Origin of the sequence: Sulfitobacter sp. PS-8MA (assembly GCF_040933935.1) — a bacterium.
Classification (GTDB): Bacteria; Pseudomonadota; Alphaproteobacteria; order Rhodobacterales; family Rhodobacteraceae; genus Sulfitobacter.
In genome coordinates, this window is record NZ_JBFQYJ010000005.1 from 179583 (window position 1) to 194132 (window position 14550).

General features: G+C 63.8%; 16 protein-coding genes. 7 read left to right on the forward strand and 9 right to left on the reverse strand.

Annotation, left to right across the window (positions count from 1 at the left end; translation table 11 throughout):
* Positions 1-58: 58 nt before the first annotated feature.
* On the reverse strand, positions 59-940 hold the full coding sequence (locus AB4M76_RS03885; RefSeq protein ID WP_368440493.1) for a LysR family transcriptional regulator: 882 nt from the start codon (positions 938-940) through the stop codon (positions 59-61).
* 135 nt (positions 941-1075) lie between these two features.
* Here AB4M76_RS03885 and AB4M76_RS03890 point away from each other — a divergent pair, with 135 nt between their 5' ends.
* The gene (locus AB4M76_RS03890; protein ID WP_368440511.1) at positions 1076-2194 is read left to right on the forward strand and encodes an S-(hydroxymethyl)glutathione dehydrogenase/class III alcohol dehydrogenase; all 1119 of its coding nucleotides are present in this window, start codon (positions 1076-1078) and stop codon (positions 2192-2194) included.
* 60 nt (positions 2195-2254) lie between these two features.
* Positions 2255-3094, forward strand: coding sequence for an S-formylglutathione hydrolase (fghA, locus tag AB4M76_RS03895; RefSeq protein ID WP_368440494.1), 840 nt, complete (start codon positions 2255-2257; stop codon positions 3092-3094).
* Between the two features lie 64 nt (positions 3095-3158).
* On the opposite strand, the gene AB4M76_RS03900 is transcribed toward fghA, so the two are convergent.
* Together AB4M76_RS03900 and AB4M76_RS03905 are read right to left on the reverse strand one after the other, a co-directional pair.
* Positions 3159-4088 (reverse strand): ornithine cyclodeaminase family protein, encoded by a 930-nt coding sequence (locus tag AB4M76_RS03900; RefSeq protein ID WP_368440495.1) that lies wholly within the window; start codon positions 4086-4088, stop codon positions 3159-3161.
* A 10-nt stretch (positions 4089-4098) separates the two neighbouring features.
* Positions 4099-5220 (reverse strand): DSD1 family PLP-dependent enzyme, encoded by a 1122-nt coding sequence (locus AB4M76_RS03905; RefSeq protein WP_368440496.1) that lies wholly within the window; start codon positions 5218-5220, stop codon positions 4099-4101.
* A 195-nt stretch (positions 5221-5415) separates the two neighbouring features.
* Here AB4M76_RS03905 and AB4M76_RS03910 point away from each other — a divergent pair, with 195 nt between their 5' ends.
* Entirely contained in the window at positions 5416-5868 is a 453-nt protein-coding gene (locus tag AB4M76_RS03910; RefSeq protein ID WP_368440497.1) for an N-acetyltransferase family protein, read from the forward strand.
* Positions 5869-5947: 79 nt separating this feature from the next.
* Positions 5948-7492: a phospholipase D family protein gene (locus AB4M76_RS03915; protein ID WP_368440499.1), complete on the forward strand. Its 1545-nt coding sequence runs from the start codon at positions 5948-5950 to the stop codon at positions 7490-7492.
* Positions 7493-7526: 34 nt separating this feature from the next.
* Here the strand turns inward: AB4M76_RS03915 and AB4M76_RS03920 are convergent, their stop codons facing one another.
* From AB4M76_RS03920 to AB4M76_RS03930, 3 genes are all read right to left on the reverse strand, one after another.
* Positions 7527-8786: a D-amino acid dehydrogenase gene (locus AB4M76_RS03920; protein WP_368440500.1), complete on the reverse strand. Its 1260-nt coding sequence runs from the start codon at positions 8784-8786 to the stop codon at positions 7527-7529.
* Positions 8787-8849: 63 nt separating this feature from the next.
* Positions 8850-9290 carry a nucleoside diphosphate kinase regulator gene (rnk, locus tag AB4M76_RS03925; RefSeq protein WP_368440501.1) on the reverse strand — a complete coding sequence of 147 codons (441 nt, stop codon included), beginning with the start codon at positions 9288-9290 and terminating at the stop codon, positions 8850-8852.
* A complete protein-coding gene (locus tag AB4M76_RS03930; protein ID WP_368440502.1) occupies positions 9287-9784 on the reverse strand; it encodes a hypothetical protein in 498 nt (165 codons plus the stop codon). Before AB4M76_RS03930 ends, rnk begins: the two co-directional genes overlap by 4 nt.
* A 395-nt stretch (positions 9785-10179) precedes the next feature.
* On the opposite strand from AB4M76_RS03930, the gene AB4M76_RS03935 reads away from it, so the two are divergent.
* Together AB4M76_RS03935 and mgtE are read left to right on the forward strand one after the other, a co-directional pair.
* Positions 10180-11085: a mechanosensitive ion channel family protein gene (locus tag AB4M76_RS03935; RefSeq protein ID WP_368440503.1), complete on the forward strand. Its 906-nt coding sequence runs from the start codon at positions 10180-10182 to the stop codon at positions 11083-11085.
* 53 nt (positions 11086-11138) lie between these two features.
* Positions 11139-12467, forward strand: a complete 1329-nt coding sequence (mgtE, locus tag AB4M76_RS03940) for a magnesium transporter (RefSeq protein ID WP_368440504.1) — start codon at positions 11139-11141, stop codon at positions 12465-12467.
* Positions 12468-12510: 43 nt separating this feature from the next.
* On the opposite strand, the gene AB4M76_RS03945 is transcribed toward mgtE, so the two are convergent.
* The 3 genes from AB4M76_RS03945 to AB4M76_RS03955 form a co-directional block, all read right to left on the reverse strand.
* Positions 12511-12981 (reverse strand): Dps family protein, encoded by a 471-nt coding sequence (locus tag AB4M76_RS03945; RefSeq protein WP_368440505.1) that lies wholly within the window; start codon positions 12979-12981, stop codon positions 12511-12513.
* 88 nt (positions 12982-13069) lie between these two features.
* Positions 13070-13375, reverse strand: coding sequence for a DUF1127 domain-containing protein (locus AB4M76_RS03950; RefSeq protein ID WP_368440506.1), 306 nt, complete (start codon positions 13373-13375; stop codon positions 13070-13072).
* 275 nt (positions 13376-13650) lie between these two features.
* Positions 13651-13866: a hypothetical protein gene (locus tag AB4M76_RS03955; RefSeq protein ID WP_368440507.1), complete on the reverse strand. Its 216-nt coding sequence runs from the start codon at positions 13864-13866 to the stop codon at positions 13651-13653.
* A gap of 177 nt (positions 13867-14043) precedes the next feature.
* On the opposite strand from AB4M76_RS03955, the gene AB4M76_RS03960 reads away from it, so the two are divergent.
* Positions 14044-14550 (forward strand): pseudouridine synthase (locus AB4M76_RS03960; RefSeq protein WP_368440508.1); only part of this gene is annotated, 507 nt, incomplete at its 3' end.

Genomic DNA, 14550 nt, shown 5'->3' on the forward strand with positions numbered 1-14550 from the left:
TAGGCTCCGGGTCTGCTACCTTTGGTGGCAGACCCGGAGCAGCCGCGCCCCCGTCGGCTCACCCCTCCGTCTGCCGTAGCCCCTGCGCCAGATGGTCGAGCAGCAGCCGCACCTTGGGCGACAGATGCCGGTTTTGGGGATAGATCGCCCAGATCCCATCGTCCGGCGCACGGTATCCATCTAGCACAGAGACCAGCCGCCCGGCGCGCAGCTCGGGCGCGACATAGTAGTCGGGCAGTTGGACGAGGCCGATGTTCTTGCGCGCGGCATCGACAAGGGTCCAACCGCTGTTGCAGCGCAGATTGCCCTTCACCCGGATGTGCCGCGTCGTGCCCTTCTCTTGAAACCGCCAATAGCCAAGCGTGCCTTGCAGGCAGTTATGCGCGTCGAGCTCGGCGAGGGTATGCGGCGTGCCATATCGGGCGAGGTAGTCGGGCGCGGCGCAGGTGTAGTGGCTGCGGCTGGCGAGGCGTTTGGCCATCATGGAACTGTCCTCCAACGTGCCGAGCCGAATGGCGAGGTCGTAGCTTTCGGCGACTAGATCGAGCAGTTGGTTGGTCAGCACGAGGTTCACTTCAAGCTCGGGGTAGTGGCTGAGGAAGTCGTTGACCAAAGGGGCGATCTGGTTCTCGCCAAAGGTGACGGGGGCGGTGAGGTTCAGCCTTCCCGTGGGGCGCTGGTTCAGGTCCGAGATCGCGCGTTCCGCCTCGGCCAGCCCGTCGAGCACCTGGCGGCAGTGGTTGTAATAGACCTGCCCGGTGTCGGTGATCGTGACCTTCCGGGTGGTGCGGTAAAAGAGTTTGGCGTCGAGCCGCGCCTCTAACGCGCTGACCTGGCGGCTGACCTGCGCGGTCGAGATGCTCAGGCGGTTGGCGGCGGCGGTGAAACTGCCGGTTTCGGCCACGGCGACGAATTCTGATACGCCTTCCCAGCTCAGCATGATGGTCCCCCTCGCCGATCCTATTATTGCGGAGCGGTAATAGTATTTTGCAGAATGCCCAGATTATCGTTCGCTGTGGAATAGTCTATCTGGCGGTCAGACATCAAGCAAATCAAAGCGAGTGCCATGACCGATATCATCAAATGCAAAGCCGCCGTCGCCTGGGCGGTGAATGAACCGCTCTCCATCGAAGAGATCGAGGTGATGCCGCCGAAAGCGGGCGAAGTCCGGATCAAGATCATCGCCTCGGGCGTCTGTCACACCGATGCCTTCACCCTCTCCGGCGAAGACCCCGAGGGGCTGTTCCCGGTGATCCTTGGCCATGAGGGCGGCGGTATTGTCGAATCCATCGGCGAGGGTGTGACCAGCGTGGCGGTGGGCGATCATGTGATCCCGCTCTACACGCCCGAGTGCGGCGAGTGTAAGTTCTGCAAATCCGGCAAGACCAACCTCTGCCAGAAAATCCGCGAGACCCAGGGCAGGGGGTTGATGCCCGACGGCACCAGCCGCTTCTACAAGGACGGTCAGCCGATCCTGCATTACATGGGCTGTTCGACCTTTTCGGAATACACCGTGCTGCCTGAGATTTCTCTTGCCAAGGTGAACCCCGAAGCGCCTTTGGAAGAAGTCTGCTTGCTGGGCTGCGGCGTGACCACCGGCATGGGGGCGGTGATGAACACGGCCAAGGTCGAGGAAGGTTCGACCGTCGCGATCTTCGGCATGGGCGGCATTGGCCTTTCGGCCGTGATTGGTGCGACCATGGCCAAGGCCAGCCGGATCATCGTGATCGACATCAACGAGAGCAAGTTCGATCTGGCGCGCAAGCTGGGGGCGACCGATTTCATCAACCCCAAGGACCACGACAAGCCGATCCAAGAGGTGATCGTCGAGATGACCGATGGCGGCGTCGATTATTCCTTTGAATGTATCGGCAACGTCAATGTCATGCGCTCGGCGCTGGAATGTTGCCACAAGGGCTGGGGCGAATCCGTGGTCATCGGCGTCGCCGGGGCCGGGCAGGAGATCTCCACCCGTCCGTTCCAGCTGGTCACAGGCCGGGTCTGGCGCGGCTCGGCCTTTGGCGGGGTCAAGGGCCGGTCCGAGCTGCCTGACTATGTCGAACGCTACATGCAGGGCGAGTTCAAGTTGAATGATTTCATTACCCACACCATGGGGCTGGAGGAGATCAACGAGGCTTTCGACCTGATGCATGAGGGCAAGAGCATCCGCTCTGTCATTCATTTCGACAGCTAAACCCCAATCAGTCGCGCTTGGCCTCAAGCGCGGCCAAACCCCTGTTTTACGAGGTGCCGCATGACCCTTCATATCACCAGCGCAAACAAAGGCTTTGGCGGCTGGACCAAACATTATCGCCATCATTCCGACCTGCTGAACTGCGAGATGCGTTTTGCGATCTACCTGCCGCCGCAGACGGCGCAGGGGCAGAAGGTGCCGGTTCTCTATTACCTTTCGGGTCTGACCTGTACGGATGAGAACTTTATGCAGAAGGCCGGAGCGCAGCGTCTTGCGGCGGAGCTGGGGGTGGCATTGGTGGCGCCTGATACCAGCCCGCGCGGGGACGATGTGGCCGATGCAGATGCCTATGATCTGGGGCAGGGGGCCGGCTTCTATGTGAACGCGACAGAAGCGCCGTGGAACCGGCATTACCATATGTATGACTATGTGCTGAAGGAATTGCCCGAGCTGATCGAAGAGACCTTTCCGGTGAGCGATCAGCGCGCGATCTTTGGTCATTCGATGGGCGGCCATGGGGCGCTGGTCTTGGCGCTGCGCAACCCCGAGCGCTACCGCTCCGTCTCGGCCTTCAGCCCGATCTGCAACCCGGTGAATTGCCCTTGGGGCGAGAAGGCATTTGGCGCCTATCTGGGCGAGGATCGCGCGGTCTGGGCAGCCTATGACGCCAGTCTGCTCATGCGTGCGGCCAATGACGGCCCGCCGGCGCTGGTGGATCAGGGTGAAGAGGATGATTTCCTTGCCGAACAGCTGAAGCCCGAAGCGCTGGAAGCGGCGGCGGAGGCGCGTGGCTATCCCCTGACCCTGCGGCGGCAGGAGGGCTACGACCACAGCTATTACTTCATCTCAAGCTTTGTGGATGATCACCTGCGGTTTCACGCCAAGCATCTCGGCCTCTGACGGCTTTGGCTGCGGCGAACAGGGAACAGGCCGGCGCCCCTTTGGAGGGGCGCCGGGGGCGGGCTTAATCTGCCGCTGCCGCCTTTTGGAAGGCCTGCAGGATGGCTTGGGCCATGTGCAGATCCTGAATCGAGATGCCCGAACTGTCAAAGACCGTGATCTCGCTTTCATCCCGGCGGCCCGGCGCGTCGCCCTTCAACACCGCGCCGATCGCTGTCGGCGTCGCCTCCGGGGCGTGTTGAAACTCTCCGATCCGGGTGGATTGTTCCGGCAGGTCGCAGAACAGGCTTGCCCGATTGAAAAGCGCGGGGGGCAGTTCCTGTTTGCCCGTCGCATCCGATCCCATCGAAGAAATATGCGTGCCGGCCTGCACCCATTCCGGATTGAACAGCGGCGCGGTGGCGGTGGTGGCGGTGACGATCATATCCGCCGCCCGCACGGCAGGTTCGGCCGCTTCGGCTTCGGCGGGCAGGCCGGACTGGCGCAGCTGGGCCACGAAATCCGCCGTGCGGGTTGCATCCCTGCCGACCACCAGCACACGGCGCAACTTGCGGATACGGGCAATGGCGCGGGCTTCATAGGCCGCTTGGTGGCCGGTGCCGAAAAGGGTCAAGACCTGCGCATCGGACCGGGCCAAAGCATCTGTCGCCACCGCATCGGCGGCGGCGGTTCGGTAGCAATTGGCGGCAGAGCCTTCGACCAGGGCGCCGATCCTCCCGCTGCTCTGATCAATCAGCAGGATGGTGGAGGCATGGCGCGGCAGGCCGCGTGCGTCGTTCGTCGGGAAATAGGCGCCGACCTTCAGCCCTGCCAGATCGGCGCCGGCGGCGGATTTCACGGTAAAGCGGTTTTGCGGGTCGCTGCCATGGCCGAGCACGACGGGAAAGCTCGCCGCACCGGGGGAGAGTGCCGCGATGAAAGCCGCGCGCATCGCGTCGAAGGCAAGCTCGGGCGTTACGATGGCCGCCGATTGGGTCTCGGTGATGTAGATCATACTGTCTTCCTTACCAGCCATTGAACCGTGGCCAGACGTCGAACGCACCGCCGTCCTGCGGCAGCAGATGGTAGCGGTCATGCTGCGCGGCGGTGGCGCAGGCGTGGTTCGGCAGAATGCGCAGGCGGGTGCCGACGGGCAGGTCCAGCGGCGGCTGGCTTGCGCCCTCACGCAGCGCGATGATGCCATGTTCCTGATTGGCGCTGGCGACGATATAGTCGGTCAAGACACGCCCGTCTTCGTCGCAGACCACCCCATAGCCTTGGTCCACCTCCTGCGCCGCCGTGCCCCGGTCGCGCGAGAGCGCCATCCAGCCGGCGTCGATCATGGTCCACCCTTTGGCGGGCTGATGCCCGATCACCGTGGTCAGCACGCTCATCGCGATGTCATCCTGGCTGCAGACGTCGATCCCCGCCATGACCAGATCAAAGAACATATAGACCCCGGCGCGCAGTTCGGTCACGCCGGAGAGGTCCCGCGCGGCATGGGCGGTGGGGGTCGAGCCGATGCTGACCACCGGGCAGGGCAGGTCTGCCGCGCGCAGGGTCTCGGCGGCGGTGACGGCGGCTTTGCGCTCCTGTTCGGCGAAATCGGCATGGGCCTCGCGGCCCCGGACCGTATAGCTTTCGCCCGCATGGGTCATCACGCCGCGCAGGCATTGGGCGGCCTGCAGGATGCGCCCGACCTCAACGAGCGCCGGGTCATCCGGGCGCAGCCCGCCGCGGTGCCCATCGCTGTCGATCTCGATCATCGCGGGGACGGCGGCCTCGGCCACGGCCCGGGCCTGTGCCGCGTTGTCGAGGATGACCACGAGATCGCAGCCCTTGTCGCGCAGGGCTTGGACGCGGGGCAATTTCTGCGGCGCGATCCCCACGGCATAGAGGATATCGCTATGGCCCGCGGCAAAGAAAACCTCGGCCTCGGCCAGGGTTGAGACGGTGATGGGCCCCGGGGTTCCGCCGGTCAGGCGGCGGGCCACGTCAATGGATTTCGCGGTCTTCAGATGCGGGCGCAGGGCCACGCCAAGGGCGTCCGCGTGGCGCGCCAGCCGGGTGATATTGCGCTGCATCCGCGCTTCGTCGAGCAAGAGGGCAGGGGTGTCGGGCAGGGCGGCGGCGGTGGGGTCGGTCATCGGGCAATCCTTTCGCGGTTTACCGTCCCTTAGCATCGAAGGCCGCGGGGCGATATATGCAACGGCATGTGAGTGCGCCGCCCTCTGCGGCCCCTGCCGCGCGGTCAGCTATGCAGCCCATGCATCACGGCAAGACCGTTTCGGCCCTGCTCATTCGCCGGTTCATCCCCATCTCTGGGGCAGATTGGACAGGTCATGCAGGCAACAACCCCCCACCCCCTTATCTTCACGCTGCCCAAGCTGCGCGAAACGCTCTTGTGGCATTACCGCCGCCTGAGCGAGAGCTCGCGCAGTCTGCGGTTCATGGGCAAGATCAAGGAGGATGTTCTGGCGAAAACCGCCAATAGCTCCTCGCCCGATATCACCTTTGGAGTCGAGAGCGATGGCGCCTATCGGGGCATTCTTGAGCTTTATATCACCGGCGCCGGACGGGCCGAGATTGGCCTGTCGGTCGAAGACGCTTACCAAGGGCGCGGCATTGGCCGGGCGCTGTTCCGCCGGGGGCTGGCGGAGGCGCGGGCGCGACGGTTGAGCTCGGTCGATGTGCATTTCCTGCGGTCCAACCATGCGATCCGCAAGCTTTGCATCGAGGCCGGGGGCGACATCCGCGCAACCGGGTCGGAATGTATGTCGACCATCGAACTCTGACGGGCGCCTTTGGGGCGGCTGGACGCATCGGATCAGACATGCAAGTTTACCCGCCAGCAGACTGAAGGACGGCGTTGCGATGATCACGGCAGTTGCGAAATTTCTTGCCGGGCTGGTCGCGACCCTCGGCGTGCTCATCGTGATCGCCCGTCTCGCCTTTCCGCTGCCCGAGATTGAGAACCGTCAGGACACGCAGGCGCTGCCGCCCACGACCGAAGGGGCGCTGGCGCAGGCTTTGGCCGCGCAGGAAGAGGCGCATGCCGGGCAGACCGGTGTCGCGCCCTTGCAGAACGGGGCGGATGCATTTGCGGCGCGTATCCTCTTGGCCGATGCGGCGGTCTCCTCCATCGATGCGCAATATTACATCTGGCATGACGATCTGACCGGCACGCTGTTGCTCGGTGCGCTGCGCCGCGCGGCGGATCGGGGCGTGCGGGTGCGGCTTTTGCTCGACGACAACGGGACCGCGGGTCTGGACCCGGAGCTTGCCGCGCTCAACGCGCATCCGATGATCGAGGTGCGCCTGTGGAACCCCTTTAACCTGCGCCGGTTCAAGATGCTGTCCTATGGGTTCGACTTTTTCCGGCTGAACCGGCGGATGCATAATAAATCCTTCACCGTGGATGGCCATGCGACGATCCTTGGCGGGCGCAACATCGGGGATGAGTATTTCGCCACCGGCCCGACCGCGCTTTATGTCGATCTGGATGTCTTGGCCGTGGGGCGGGTGGTGGCGGATGTCTCGGCGGATTTTGATCGCTACTGGCGCGCGGGCGCGGTGCATCCCGCGGGGCCGATTGTCGGCGCGCCGCCGGAGGGGGATCCGCTTGCGGCGCGTTTGGCGGGGTTGGAGAGAGAGCCGCAGCTTGAGGAATACCGGCAGATTCTGCAAAGCTCGGACATTGTGACCGCCCTTGCCGCGGGGGAGTTTGGCGTTGAATGGACCACGGCACAATTGGTCAGCGACGATCCGATCAAGGGCCAGGGCGCGGTGCCGCGGGAGGATCTTCTGGCCTCGCGGCTGGCGGATGCGGTCGGGAAGATCGAGCACCGCTTTGACGGGGTCTCGCCCTATTTCGTTCCCGGCAGGGCCGGGGTCGAGGCCTACGCGCAACTGGGCGCGCAGGGGGTGCAGGTGCGGATGCTGACCAATTCGCTTGAGGCGACGGATGTGCTGCCAGTTCACGCGGGCTATGCGAAACGGCGCGAGGAAATGCTGCGCAGCGGCGTTGAGCTTTACGAGCTGCGCCAGCAGGCCGCAGTGGCTGCGCCGACCGACCGGATCGGCCCCTTTGGCTCATCGGGGGCGAGCCTTCATGCCAAGACCTTTGCCGTCGACGGGGCGCGGATTTTCGTGGGCTCGTTCAACTTTGATCCGCGTTCCACCACGCTCAATACCGAGATGGGGCTGCTGATCGACAGTGAAGTGATGGCGCAGGGGCTGCATGACGCCTTTGACGCGGACCTGCGCGGGCTGGCATGGCGGGTCGAACTGGAGGGGGGAGACCTGATCTGGAAAGACCCGCAAACGGGGGCTGTAACCACGGATGAGCCGGGAACGACCCTGCTGAAACGGCTGGCTTTGACGGTCATCGGCTGGCTGCCGGTCGAGTGGTTGCTATAGCGGGTCTGTCTGCGGCGGCAGGCTCGCGTTCGGATCAGCGGGCATAGCGCGCCGCTGTCAGCCCCTCCATCGAAATCTCCGGCTGCTTGCCCAGCACCAGATCGGCCACGGCGCGGCCCGACCCGCAGGCCATGGTCCACCCCAGCGTGCCATGGCCGGTGTTGAGGAACAGATTGTCATATTGCGTGCCGCCGAGAACCGGGGTGCCGTCCGGGGTCATCGGGCGCAAGCCGGTCCAGCCTTCGGCCTTGGAAAGGTCGCCTCCGCGCGGGAAGAGATCGCCGATCACATGTTTGACCGTATCGACCGCATGGGGCCCGAGCCGGTTGGAATAGCCGGCGATTTCGGCCTGACCTGCCACGCGGATACGGTCCCCCAGCCGGGTGATCGCGACCTTATGGGTCTCGTCCATGAGCGTCGATTGCGGGGCGTGGTTGTCATCCGTGACCGGCAGGGTGACAGAGTAGCCCTTGACCGGGTAGACCGGCAATTTGATCCCGATGGGGGTGAGCAGCCGCACCGCATAGCTGCCCAGAGCGCAGACATAGGCGTCGGCGGTCAGGCGTTCCCCGGTCTCGGTCTCGATGCTAGCAATGCGGCCCTGTTCCACCGCGATGGCGCGGATGGTTTGGCCATAGTGAAAGCGCACGCCCATTTCGACGCATTTTTTGGTCAGCCCCAGGGTGAACATCCGGCAGTCGCCGGTACGGTCAGCGGTCAGCCGCAGACCGCCGACGAATTTATGCCGGACCTCGGCCAGAGCGGGTTCGGCGCCGATACAGCCGTTGCGGTCCAAGACCTCATAGGGCGAGCCATATTCGGCCAGAATATCCTGATCCGCCTGCGAGGCGTCCATCTGTTTGGCGGTGCGGAAGAGTTGCAGGGTGCCCTGTTGGCGCCCGTCATAGGCAATGCCGGTGTCGGCGATCAATTCGGGCATGACATCGCGCGAATAGCTCGAAACGCGGACCATGCGGCCTTTGTTGATGCGGTAGCTCTCGGCGTTGCAATTGCCGAGCATCCGCGCGCACCAGCGCCACATGGTCGGGCTGATGAGCGGCCAGATCAGCAGGGGCCGCCGCTTCATGAACATCCATTTCAGCGCCTTCACCGGGATGCCCGGCGCCGCCCAGGGCGAGGTCATGCCATAGCTGAGCTGGCCCGCATTGGCATAGCTGGTTTCCTGCCCCGGCCCGGATTGGCGGTCGATCACCACGACCTCCGCCCCCTGTTTCGCCAGATAATAGGCGGTGGTAACGCCGATGACGCCCGCCCCCATGACCACGACCTTCATAGCAATCGCCTTTTCACATGATCCCGGCGCCGGGCCGCGGATGATTGGAGTTCTCTTTTTGGATCAGCCCTGACAGGCGCTCGCGCCCTGTTCGACCTTGAGGATCGTCAACATGCGTTGCCGGGTTTCCCGGCGCGTGTCCCAGTAGAAACTTGCCCTTTCCCGCAGCCCCAAGAGCGCCACGCCGATCGGGGTGATGACGGACACCCGCGCGCGGGTGATGTCCGCGTCCTCGGGATAGACCAGCGTGACCGATTTTTCATGACCGGTTGTCTCATCGCGGTAGGTGACCCTGCTGCCGATGCCCACGACATCGCCGGGCATCTGCTGAGGCGCCACGATCTGCGCGCGTCCGATCTCCTCAAAGAAACGGTCGGCCAGTGTCGGGTGACGGCGCATCATTTCCTCGGCCAGCGCTTCGAGGTGGCCCAGATCGGCGGCGTTCAGGATAAGCTGCGGGTTTTGGGCGGTGAACGGATCTGCAAGCGGCATGGCATGGGTCATTTTGAGCCCTCCTGCGCAACGATTTCATCCGTCTGCGCGGCACAGAACGGCTGGACAACAGAGATCACCGAGAGGGTCGCGATGCTGCCGTCCTGGTTCAGCAAGGGCGCCCGCTCTCCGACCCGCATGCCGATGAGCGTGGCACCAAGCAGGGAAGCCACCGCGATCACCCCGCCCGGCGCGCCCGGCCTTGCCGTATGCACCAAAAGCCCGGTGCAGGGCGCGGCGCCGTCGATCTCATAGGTCACTTCGCTGCCCCCCAGCACCAGATCGAGATAGGGCAGGTCGGCGACCGGGCGCAGGTTCAGCAGTTTATTGGCCAGCACATAGGCCAATAGGGTCGACCCGGGCCGCGTGGCATTGTCGCAATCGTCAAGATGTTCCTGCAGTTTCAGACGGTCAGACCGGGGCAGGACCGTTGGCGTGTTGCCTAGGGCGCGAAAGACGCTGCGGCTGTGGGACGGGGACTGATCGGATGCAAAGACATTGGCCATGTTCTCTCCTCGGGCGCAGGGCGCCGCGTTCACGTTTTCAGTAATGTGAAGAGGCCCCGGGGAGTACGTCAGGCGCCGTCGCGCCTAGACCGCCCGGGGATGCAGGCGGTTCAGAAGTAGAAATCGGTAATGATCTACATGTTCCAACATGCGAGACAACCTAAGCACCGGCAGGGGTTTCGTCAATCTGGCTGGGCGCGGTTCTTGGGCCGCCGGTCTTGCTGAGCGGGATTGTGCAGAGGGATCGGTGGATTCACCCGGAGAGCAGGGGGCGCGGGCGGGGTTTCTGACCTGTCGCGCCGCTGTTTGCCGGTTCCGCGCGGTCGGGGATATGCTAACCTTCTGAGGTATTTGCGCGCGGGCTGCGTGGTTTGCAAAGTTGAAGGATTGGATGCGTGAACTTAAAGCTGCATTTTCGCCGGCTGATCCTGCCGCTGTTGACGCTGACGGCCAGCGTCGGGCTGGCGAGCTTTCAGCGTGATTTGCCGGTGCCGTTTGCCGACAGTCAGAAGGTCGCCCTGTTCCTGAAGGCGGCGGTCTATCTCTCCAGCGCCTGGCTTGCGAGTCGGGTTCTGGCGTTGATCCTGGACCAGGCCGCGGGAAAGCGGCCCTATCCACGTCTGCTCAAAGACCTGATCACGGCGGCGCTTTTCATCATCGCCCTGGCGGCTACCGGCGCGCTTTACATGGGGCAGGGGGCGATTGGGGCCTTGGCCGGGTCGGGCATCGTTCTGGCGCTGCTCGGCTTTGCCATTCGCAACGTCGTGGCCGATACATTGTCGGGCATCGCACTGGCGATGGAGGCCCCTTTTCGGATTGGCGACTGGGTCGATATTGACACTCTGGCACTGGCCAAGGTGATCGAAATCGGCTGGCGCACGACGCGGTTGCAGACCCCGGATGCCACTTACATCATCCTGCCCAATAGCCAGATCGCGCGGCATAGGATCACCAATTTCTCGGCCCCGAAACGGGAATTCAGATCACAGGTGAATATCACCCTCGACCATGTTCTGCCGATCGACAAGGCGCGGGCGATCATGGTCGCGGCCCTTGCCGAGGCCAAGCTGATCCAGCAAAGCCCGGCGCCGGATGTGCGGGTGCGCTCCTACGAAGAGGCGGGGATCTGCTACACGGTGCGCTATTGGGTGCCGCGGTTTGAGCAGGCGGTGGACTGTCGCGATGAGGTGTTTCGTCTGATTGACGAGGCGCTGCGCAAGGCGGGCAGCATCGCGCCCTACCGCCGGATACAGTTGATCAATTCCCCGGTGGTCTCTGCGCAGGGAGAGGCGGAAGAATAGAGGCGCTCCGCAGTGCACAATCGTCCGGTCACGGTCCATAAGAAAGGCCAGTCATGTCGTCAGATACCCCGCTTTCTCCGCAGGATGAGACCCCCCAGGCGCTTGCGCAGTTCGCGCGCCAGGCCCGGCCCATCGATCTGGCCACTTGGCTGAGCCAACTGCCGCGCGATCAGGCTTGGCACCATCTCGCGGCCCTGCCGCTGCCGCGTCAGGCCGAGACCTTTGGCGCGCTTGCGATGGAGGATCAGACCGCTCTCGCCGTCGTCATCCCGGCGCCCGATCTGAGTGCCATCGTGGCCCTGATGTCTTCGGATGATCGGGTGGACCTGTTCCAGTCCCTCGGCCCGATCGCGCAAAAGCGGCTGATTGAATCTCTCCCCCCGAGGGTGGGCCGGGATATCGAACAGCTTGCGCGTCATGCCGAGGAAACCGCCGGGGCGATCATGACCTCGGATTATGCGGTACTCGATGCCGCCCTGACAGCGCAGGAGGCAATCGGCGCGCTGCGCGGGCAGGCGGGCGGTTCCGAGACAATCTATCGCTCCTATGTCGTCGATAAGAGGGGGCGGCTGATCGGCTCTGTCCGGCTGCATAATCTGATCCTTGCCGGAGCTGAGACGCCGGTCAAAGAGCTGATGGAACGTGACCCGGTGTCGGTCAGCATCGACACGGATCAGGAAGAGGTGGCGCAGCGCATTGCGCGTTATGATCTATTGGCGATTCCGGTGCTCGACAGTGCGGCGCGATTGGTCGGGATTGTGACCCATGATGACGCGGCCGATGTGATGCAGGCCGAAGCGACGGAGGACTTTCAGAAAATCTCCCATGTGCTGCCCTTTAAGCAGAACATGCGGCAGGCCGGGATCGCCATGCTCTATTCGCGGCGGATCATCTGGTTGGCGCTTTTGGTTGTGGGCAACCTGTTTTCGGGCGCGGGCATTGCGCATTTCGAGGATATGATCCTCGCCTATGTTTCGCTCGTGTTCTTCCTGCCCCTGTTGATCGACAGCAGCGGCAATGCGGGTTCGCAATCGGCCACGCTGATGGTGCGGGCCTTGGCGACGGGGGATGTCGAGATGAAGGACTGGCGCGCGCTGATCCTGCGGGAGCTGGCCGTGGCCGCCGCGCTTGGGGCGACGATGGCGGCGGTGGTGTTCCCCATTGGCGCATGGCGGGGCGGGGTCGAGGTGGCGGTGACCGTCGGGCTGACGATGTTTGTCGTGGTGATGATCGGCAGTCTGGTCGGCATGTCGCTGCCGTTCCTGCTGAGCCGCCTGCGGCTGGACCCGGCCACCGCCAGTGGGCCGCTGGTCACCACGATCGCGGATGCGACCGGGGTGGTGATCTACTTTTCCATCGCCACCCTGATCTTGCAGCTGTAAGCCTTGGGGCGCACCCCGCAGTTCGGCGCGCCCCGGCGGCGGCTTAGCCCGCCGTGGCGCGCAGCATCCAGGCGGCCTTCTCGTGGAAATCGGCCCGCGTCGTGGCAAGATCGGCGGTCACGGGGTCTTCGGCGGCTTCGGCGGTGCCGACCAGCGCGCGCATCTGCGACGCGAGCCGCTCATGATCCGACAACAGATCGCGCAGCATCTCTTCGGCAGATTGCGCCACATCGGCGGCGCGCCCCTCGGAGACCTCTGAGGGATCGATCACAGCCGGTTTGCCCAAGGCGCGGATACGTTCGGCAATCACATCAGCGGCGGCGAACATATCCGTGTACTGTGTTTCGGTTAGTTCATGCACCGCCAGGAAATGCGGTCCGGTCACGTTCCAATGGTACATATGCGACTTTATCACCAACCGATATGTGGCCGACAGCGCGTCTGACAGCGCATCCACGACGGAGGCGACGTTGGAAATATTTGCGGTACTGGTTTCGGACTTCGATAGGGACACGGATGGCTCCTGATGCAGTTGAGGGGTGGCAAATCCCCGCGCCCCGGGGTGGGCGGGGCGCGGGCGGCTCTTTACCTTCGAGACTAAGCTAGGCCAGCGAGGCGGTCTGACCAGCCTGCGCGGGTGCCTTGGCGGATCGGCGCCGGGCGGGGGCCGGTTTCAGCCCCAAATCGGCATCGCTCAGCCCGTCGACCACCCTGCGAATGTCGCCCCGGTAAATCCCGATGTCGCGCAGGGTGGCGTCATCCATTGCCTCTAATTCCGCCATGGCCCGGCGGCGCTGCCGGCGCCGGGCGAGCGATGTCGCAAGATCGCGGAAAACTGAGAAGGGCGCCGCATTCGCTTCTTGGCGCGCGAAATCAGTGAGCATTTTTCGAGTGATATAGATGGCCATTTGATCCTCCATAACAGCTGCTGCTGTCGCCCGAACGCGCCCTGCGCGCGGTGGTGGCATCGCGCCAGCCCCGCTGCAAAGCGTCGTTCTGTTTGATTGAGTGACGTGAAATCAAACCCCCGAGCGATGGACAGGCCAAAGGCGCGCCCGCTCGGGGCTACCGGCGGTTCAGCAGACGTTCTGCGCTTGGCAGAACCCTCATATGAAAGCGGATCATCATACTTGGGATATAGGAATGAAACCTGCGCCTTTCAAGCGCGTGGCGGGGCGCGCGCCTAGGATGTTGCCGAGTCTTCCAGCTTGCCGAGGGCCGTCTTGATCCGGCTCAGCAACTCGGTCCGGTCGGTGCCTTCCATGCCCTCATCCGAGGCGCGCATATAGGCTTTCTTGTCGTCGCGCCAAGCCTTGAGCAGTTCGATCTTCCGGTCGCGGTCAAGCGTGTCGTCGTTCAGGATTTCCTCAGGGATGTCGTATTTTCCGAAGTAGGGCATCACGGCTCTCCTTTAACCATTCTGGACAGAAACTAGCACGAATGACGGTTTGGCAAAAAGGCGACCGGGCGGGCGCCGCAGAGCATGGCCGGATCGATTTCGGGCTTGCAGCTTGCTTTCACGCAGCCGCCGCAGCACAAGAGGGCCAAGCGATGTGGTTTAGAAAGTTCCGACCGGATGACCAAAATCCCGACCACGCGGATTGACAGGCTGCTGGCGTCCTTGGGCTATGGCTCGCGCGGGCAGATCGCGCAGCTGGCACGGGCGCGGCGGATCGAGCTGGATGGCGCGCCGCTGGTCGATGCGGCCAAACGCATCCCCCTTTCCCCCGATCTGACCCTACGCATGAAGGTTCACGGGGCGCCGCTCGACCCGCTGCCGGGGATGGTGGTGATGCTGAACAAACCGCCCGGATATATCTGTTCGCGCAAGGACAGCGGGCCGCTGGTCTATGATCTCTTGCCCGACCGCTGGCGGCAGCGCAAACCCATGCTTTCGCCCGTGGGCCGGCTGGACAAGGAAACCTCGGGCCTGCTGTTGCTCACCGATGACGGCGCCTTGCTGCACCGGATCACCAGCCCCAACCACGCCGTCGAAAAGACCTACCGCGCCACTTTGGCGCGCCCCCTCGAAGGGCATGAGGGGGATGTTTTCGCCTCCGGCAGATTGCTTTTGACGGGCGAG

Coding starts and splice junctions, on each gene's coding strand:
- AB4M76_RS03955 (WP_368440507.1), bottom strand. CDS start 13,866: ATGCCCTACTTCGGAAAATACGACATCCCTGAGGAAATCCTGAACGAC.
- AB4M76_RS03885 (WP_368440493.1), bottom strand. CDS start 940: ATGCTGAGCTGGGAAGGCGTATCAGAATTCGTCGCCGTGGCCGAAACC.
- AB4M76_RS03950 (WP_368440506.1), bottom strand. CDS start 13,375: ATGGCCATCTATATCACTCGAAAAATGCTCACTGATTTCGCGCGCCAA.
- AB4M76_RS03910 (WP_368440497.1), top strand. CDS start 5,416: ATGCAGGCAACAACCCCCCACCCCCTTATCTTCACGCTGCCCAAGCTG.
- mgtE (WP_368440504.1), top strand. CDS start 11,139: ATGTCGTCAGATACCCCGCTTTCTCCGCAGGATGAGACCCCCCAGGCG.
- AB4M76_RS03920 (WP_368440500.1), bottom strand. CDS start 8,786: ATGAAGGTCGTGGTCATGGGGGCGGGCGTCATCGGCGTTACCACCGCC.
- AB4M76_RS03915 (WP_368440499.1), top strand. CDS start 5,948: ATGATCACGGCAGTTGCGAAATTTCTTGCCGGGCTGGTCGCGACCCTC.
- AB4M76_RS03900 (WP_368440495.1), bottom strand. CDS start 4,088: ATGATCTACATCACCGAGACCCAATCGGCGGCCATCGTAACGCCCGAG.
- AB4M76_RS03930 (WP_368440502.1), bottom strand. CDS start 9,784: ATGGCCAATGTCTTTGCATCCGATCAGTCCCCGTCCCACAGCCGCAGC.
- AB4M76_RS03905 (WP_368440496.1), bottom strand. CDS start 5,220: ATGACCGACCCCACCGCCGCCGCCCTGCCCGACACCCCTGCCCTCTTG.
- rnk (WP_368440501.1), bottom strand. CDS start 9,290: ATGACCCATGCCATGCCGCTTGCAGATCCGTTCACCGCCCAAAACCCG.
- fghA (WP_368440494.1), top strand. CDS start 2,255: ATGACCCTTCATATCACCAGCGCAAACAAAGGCTTTGGCGGCTGGACC.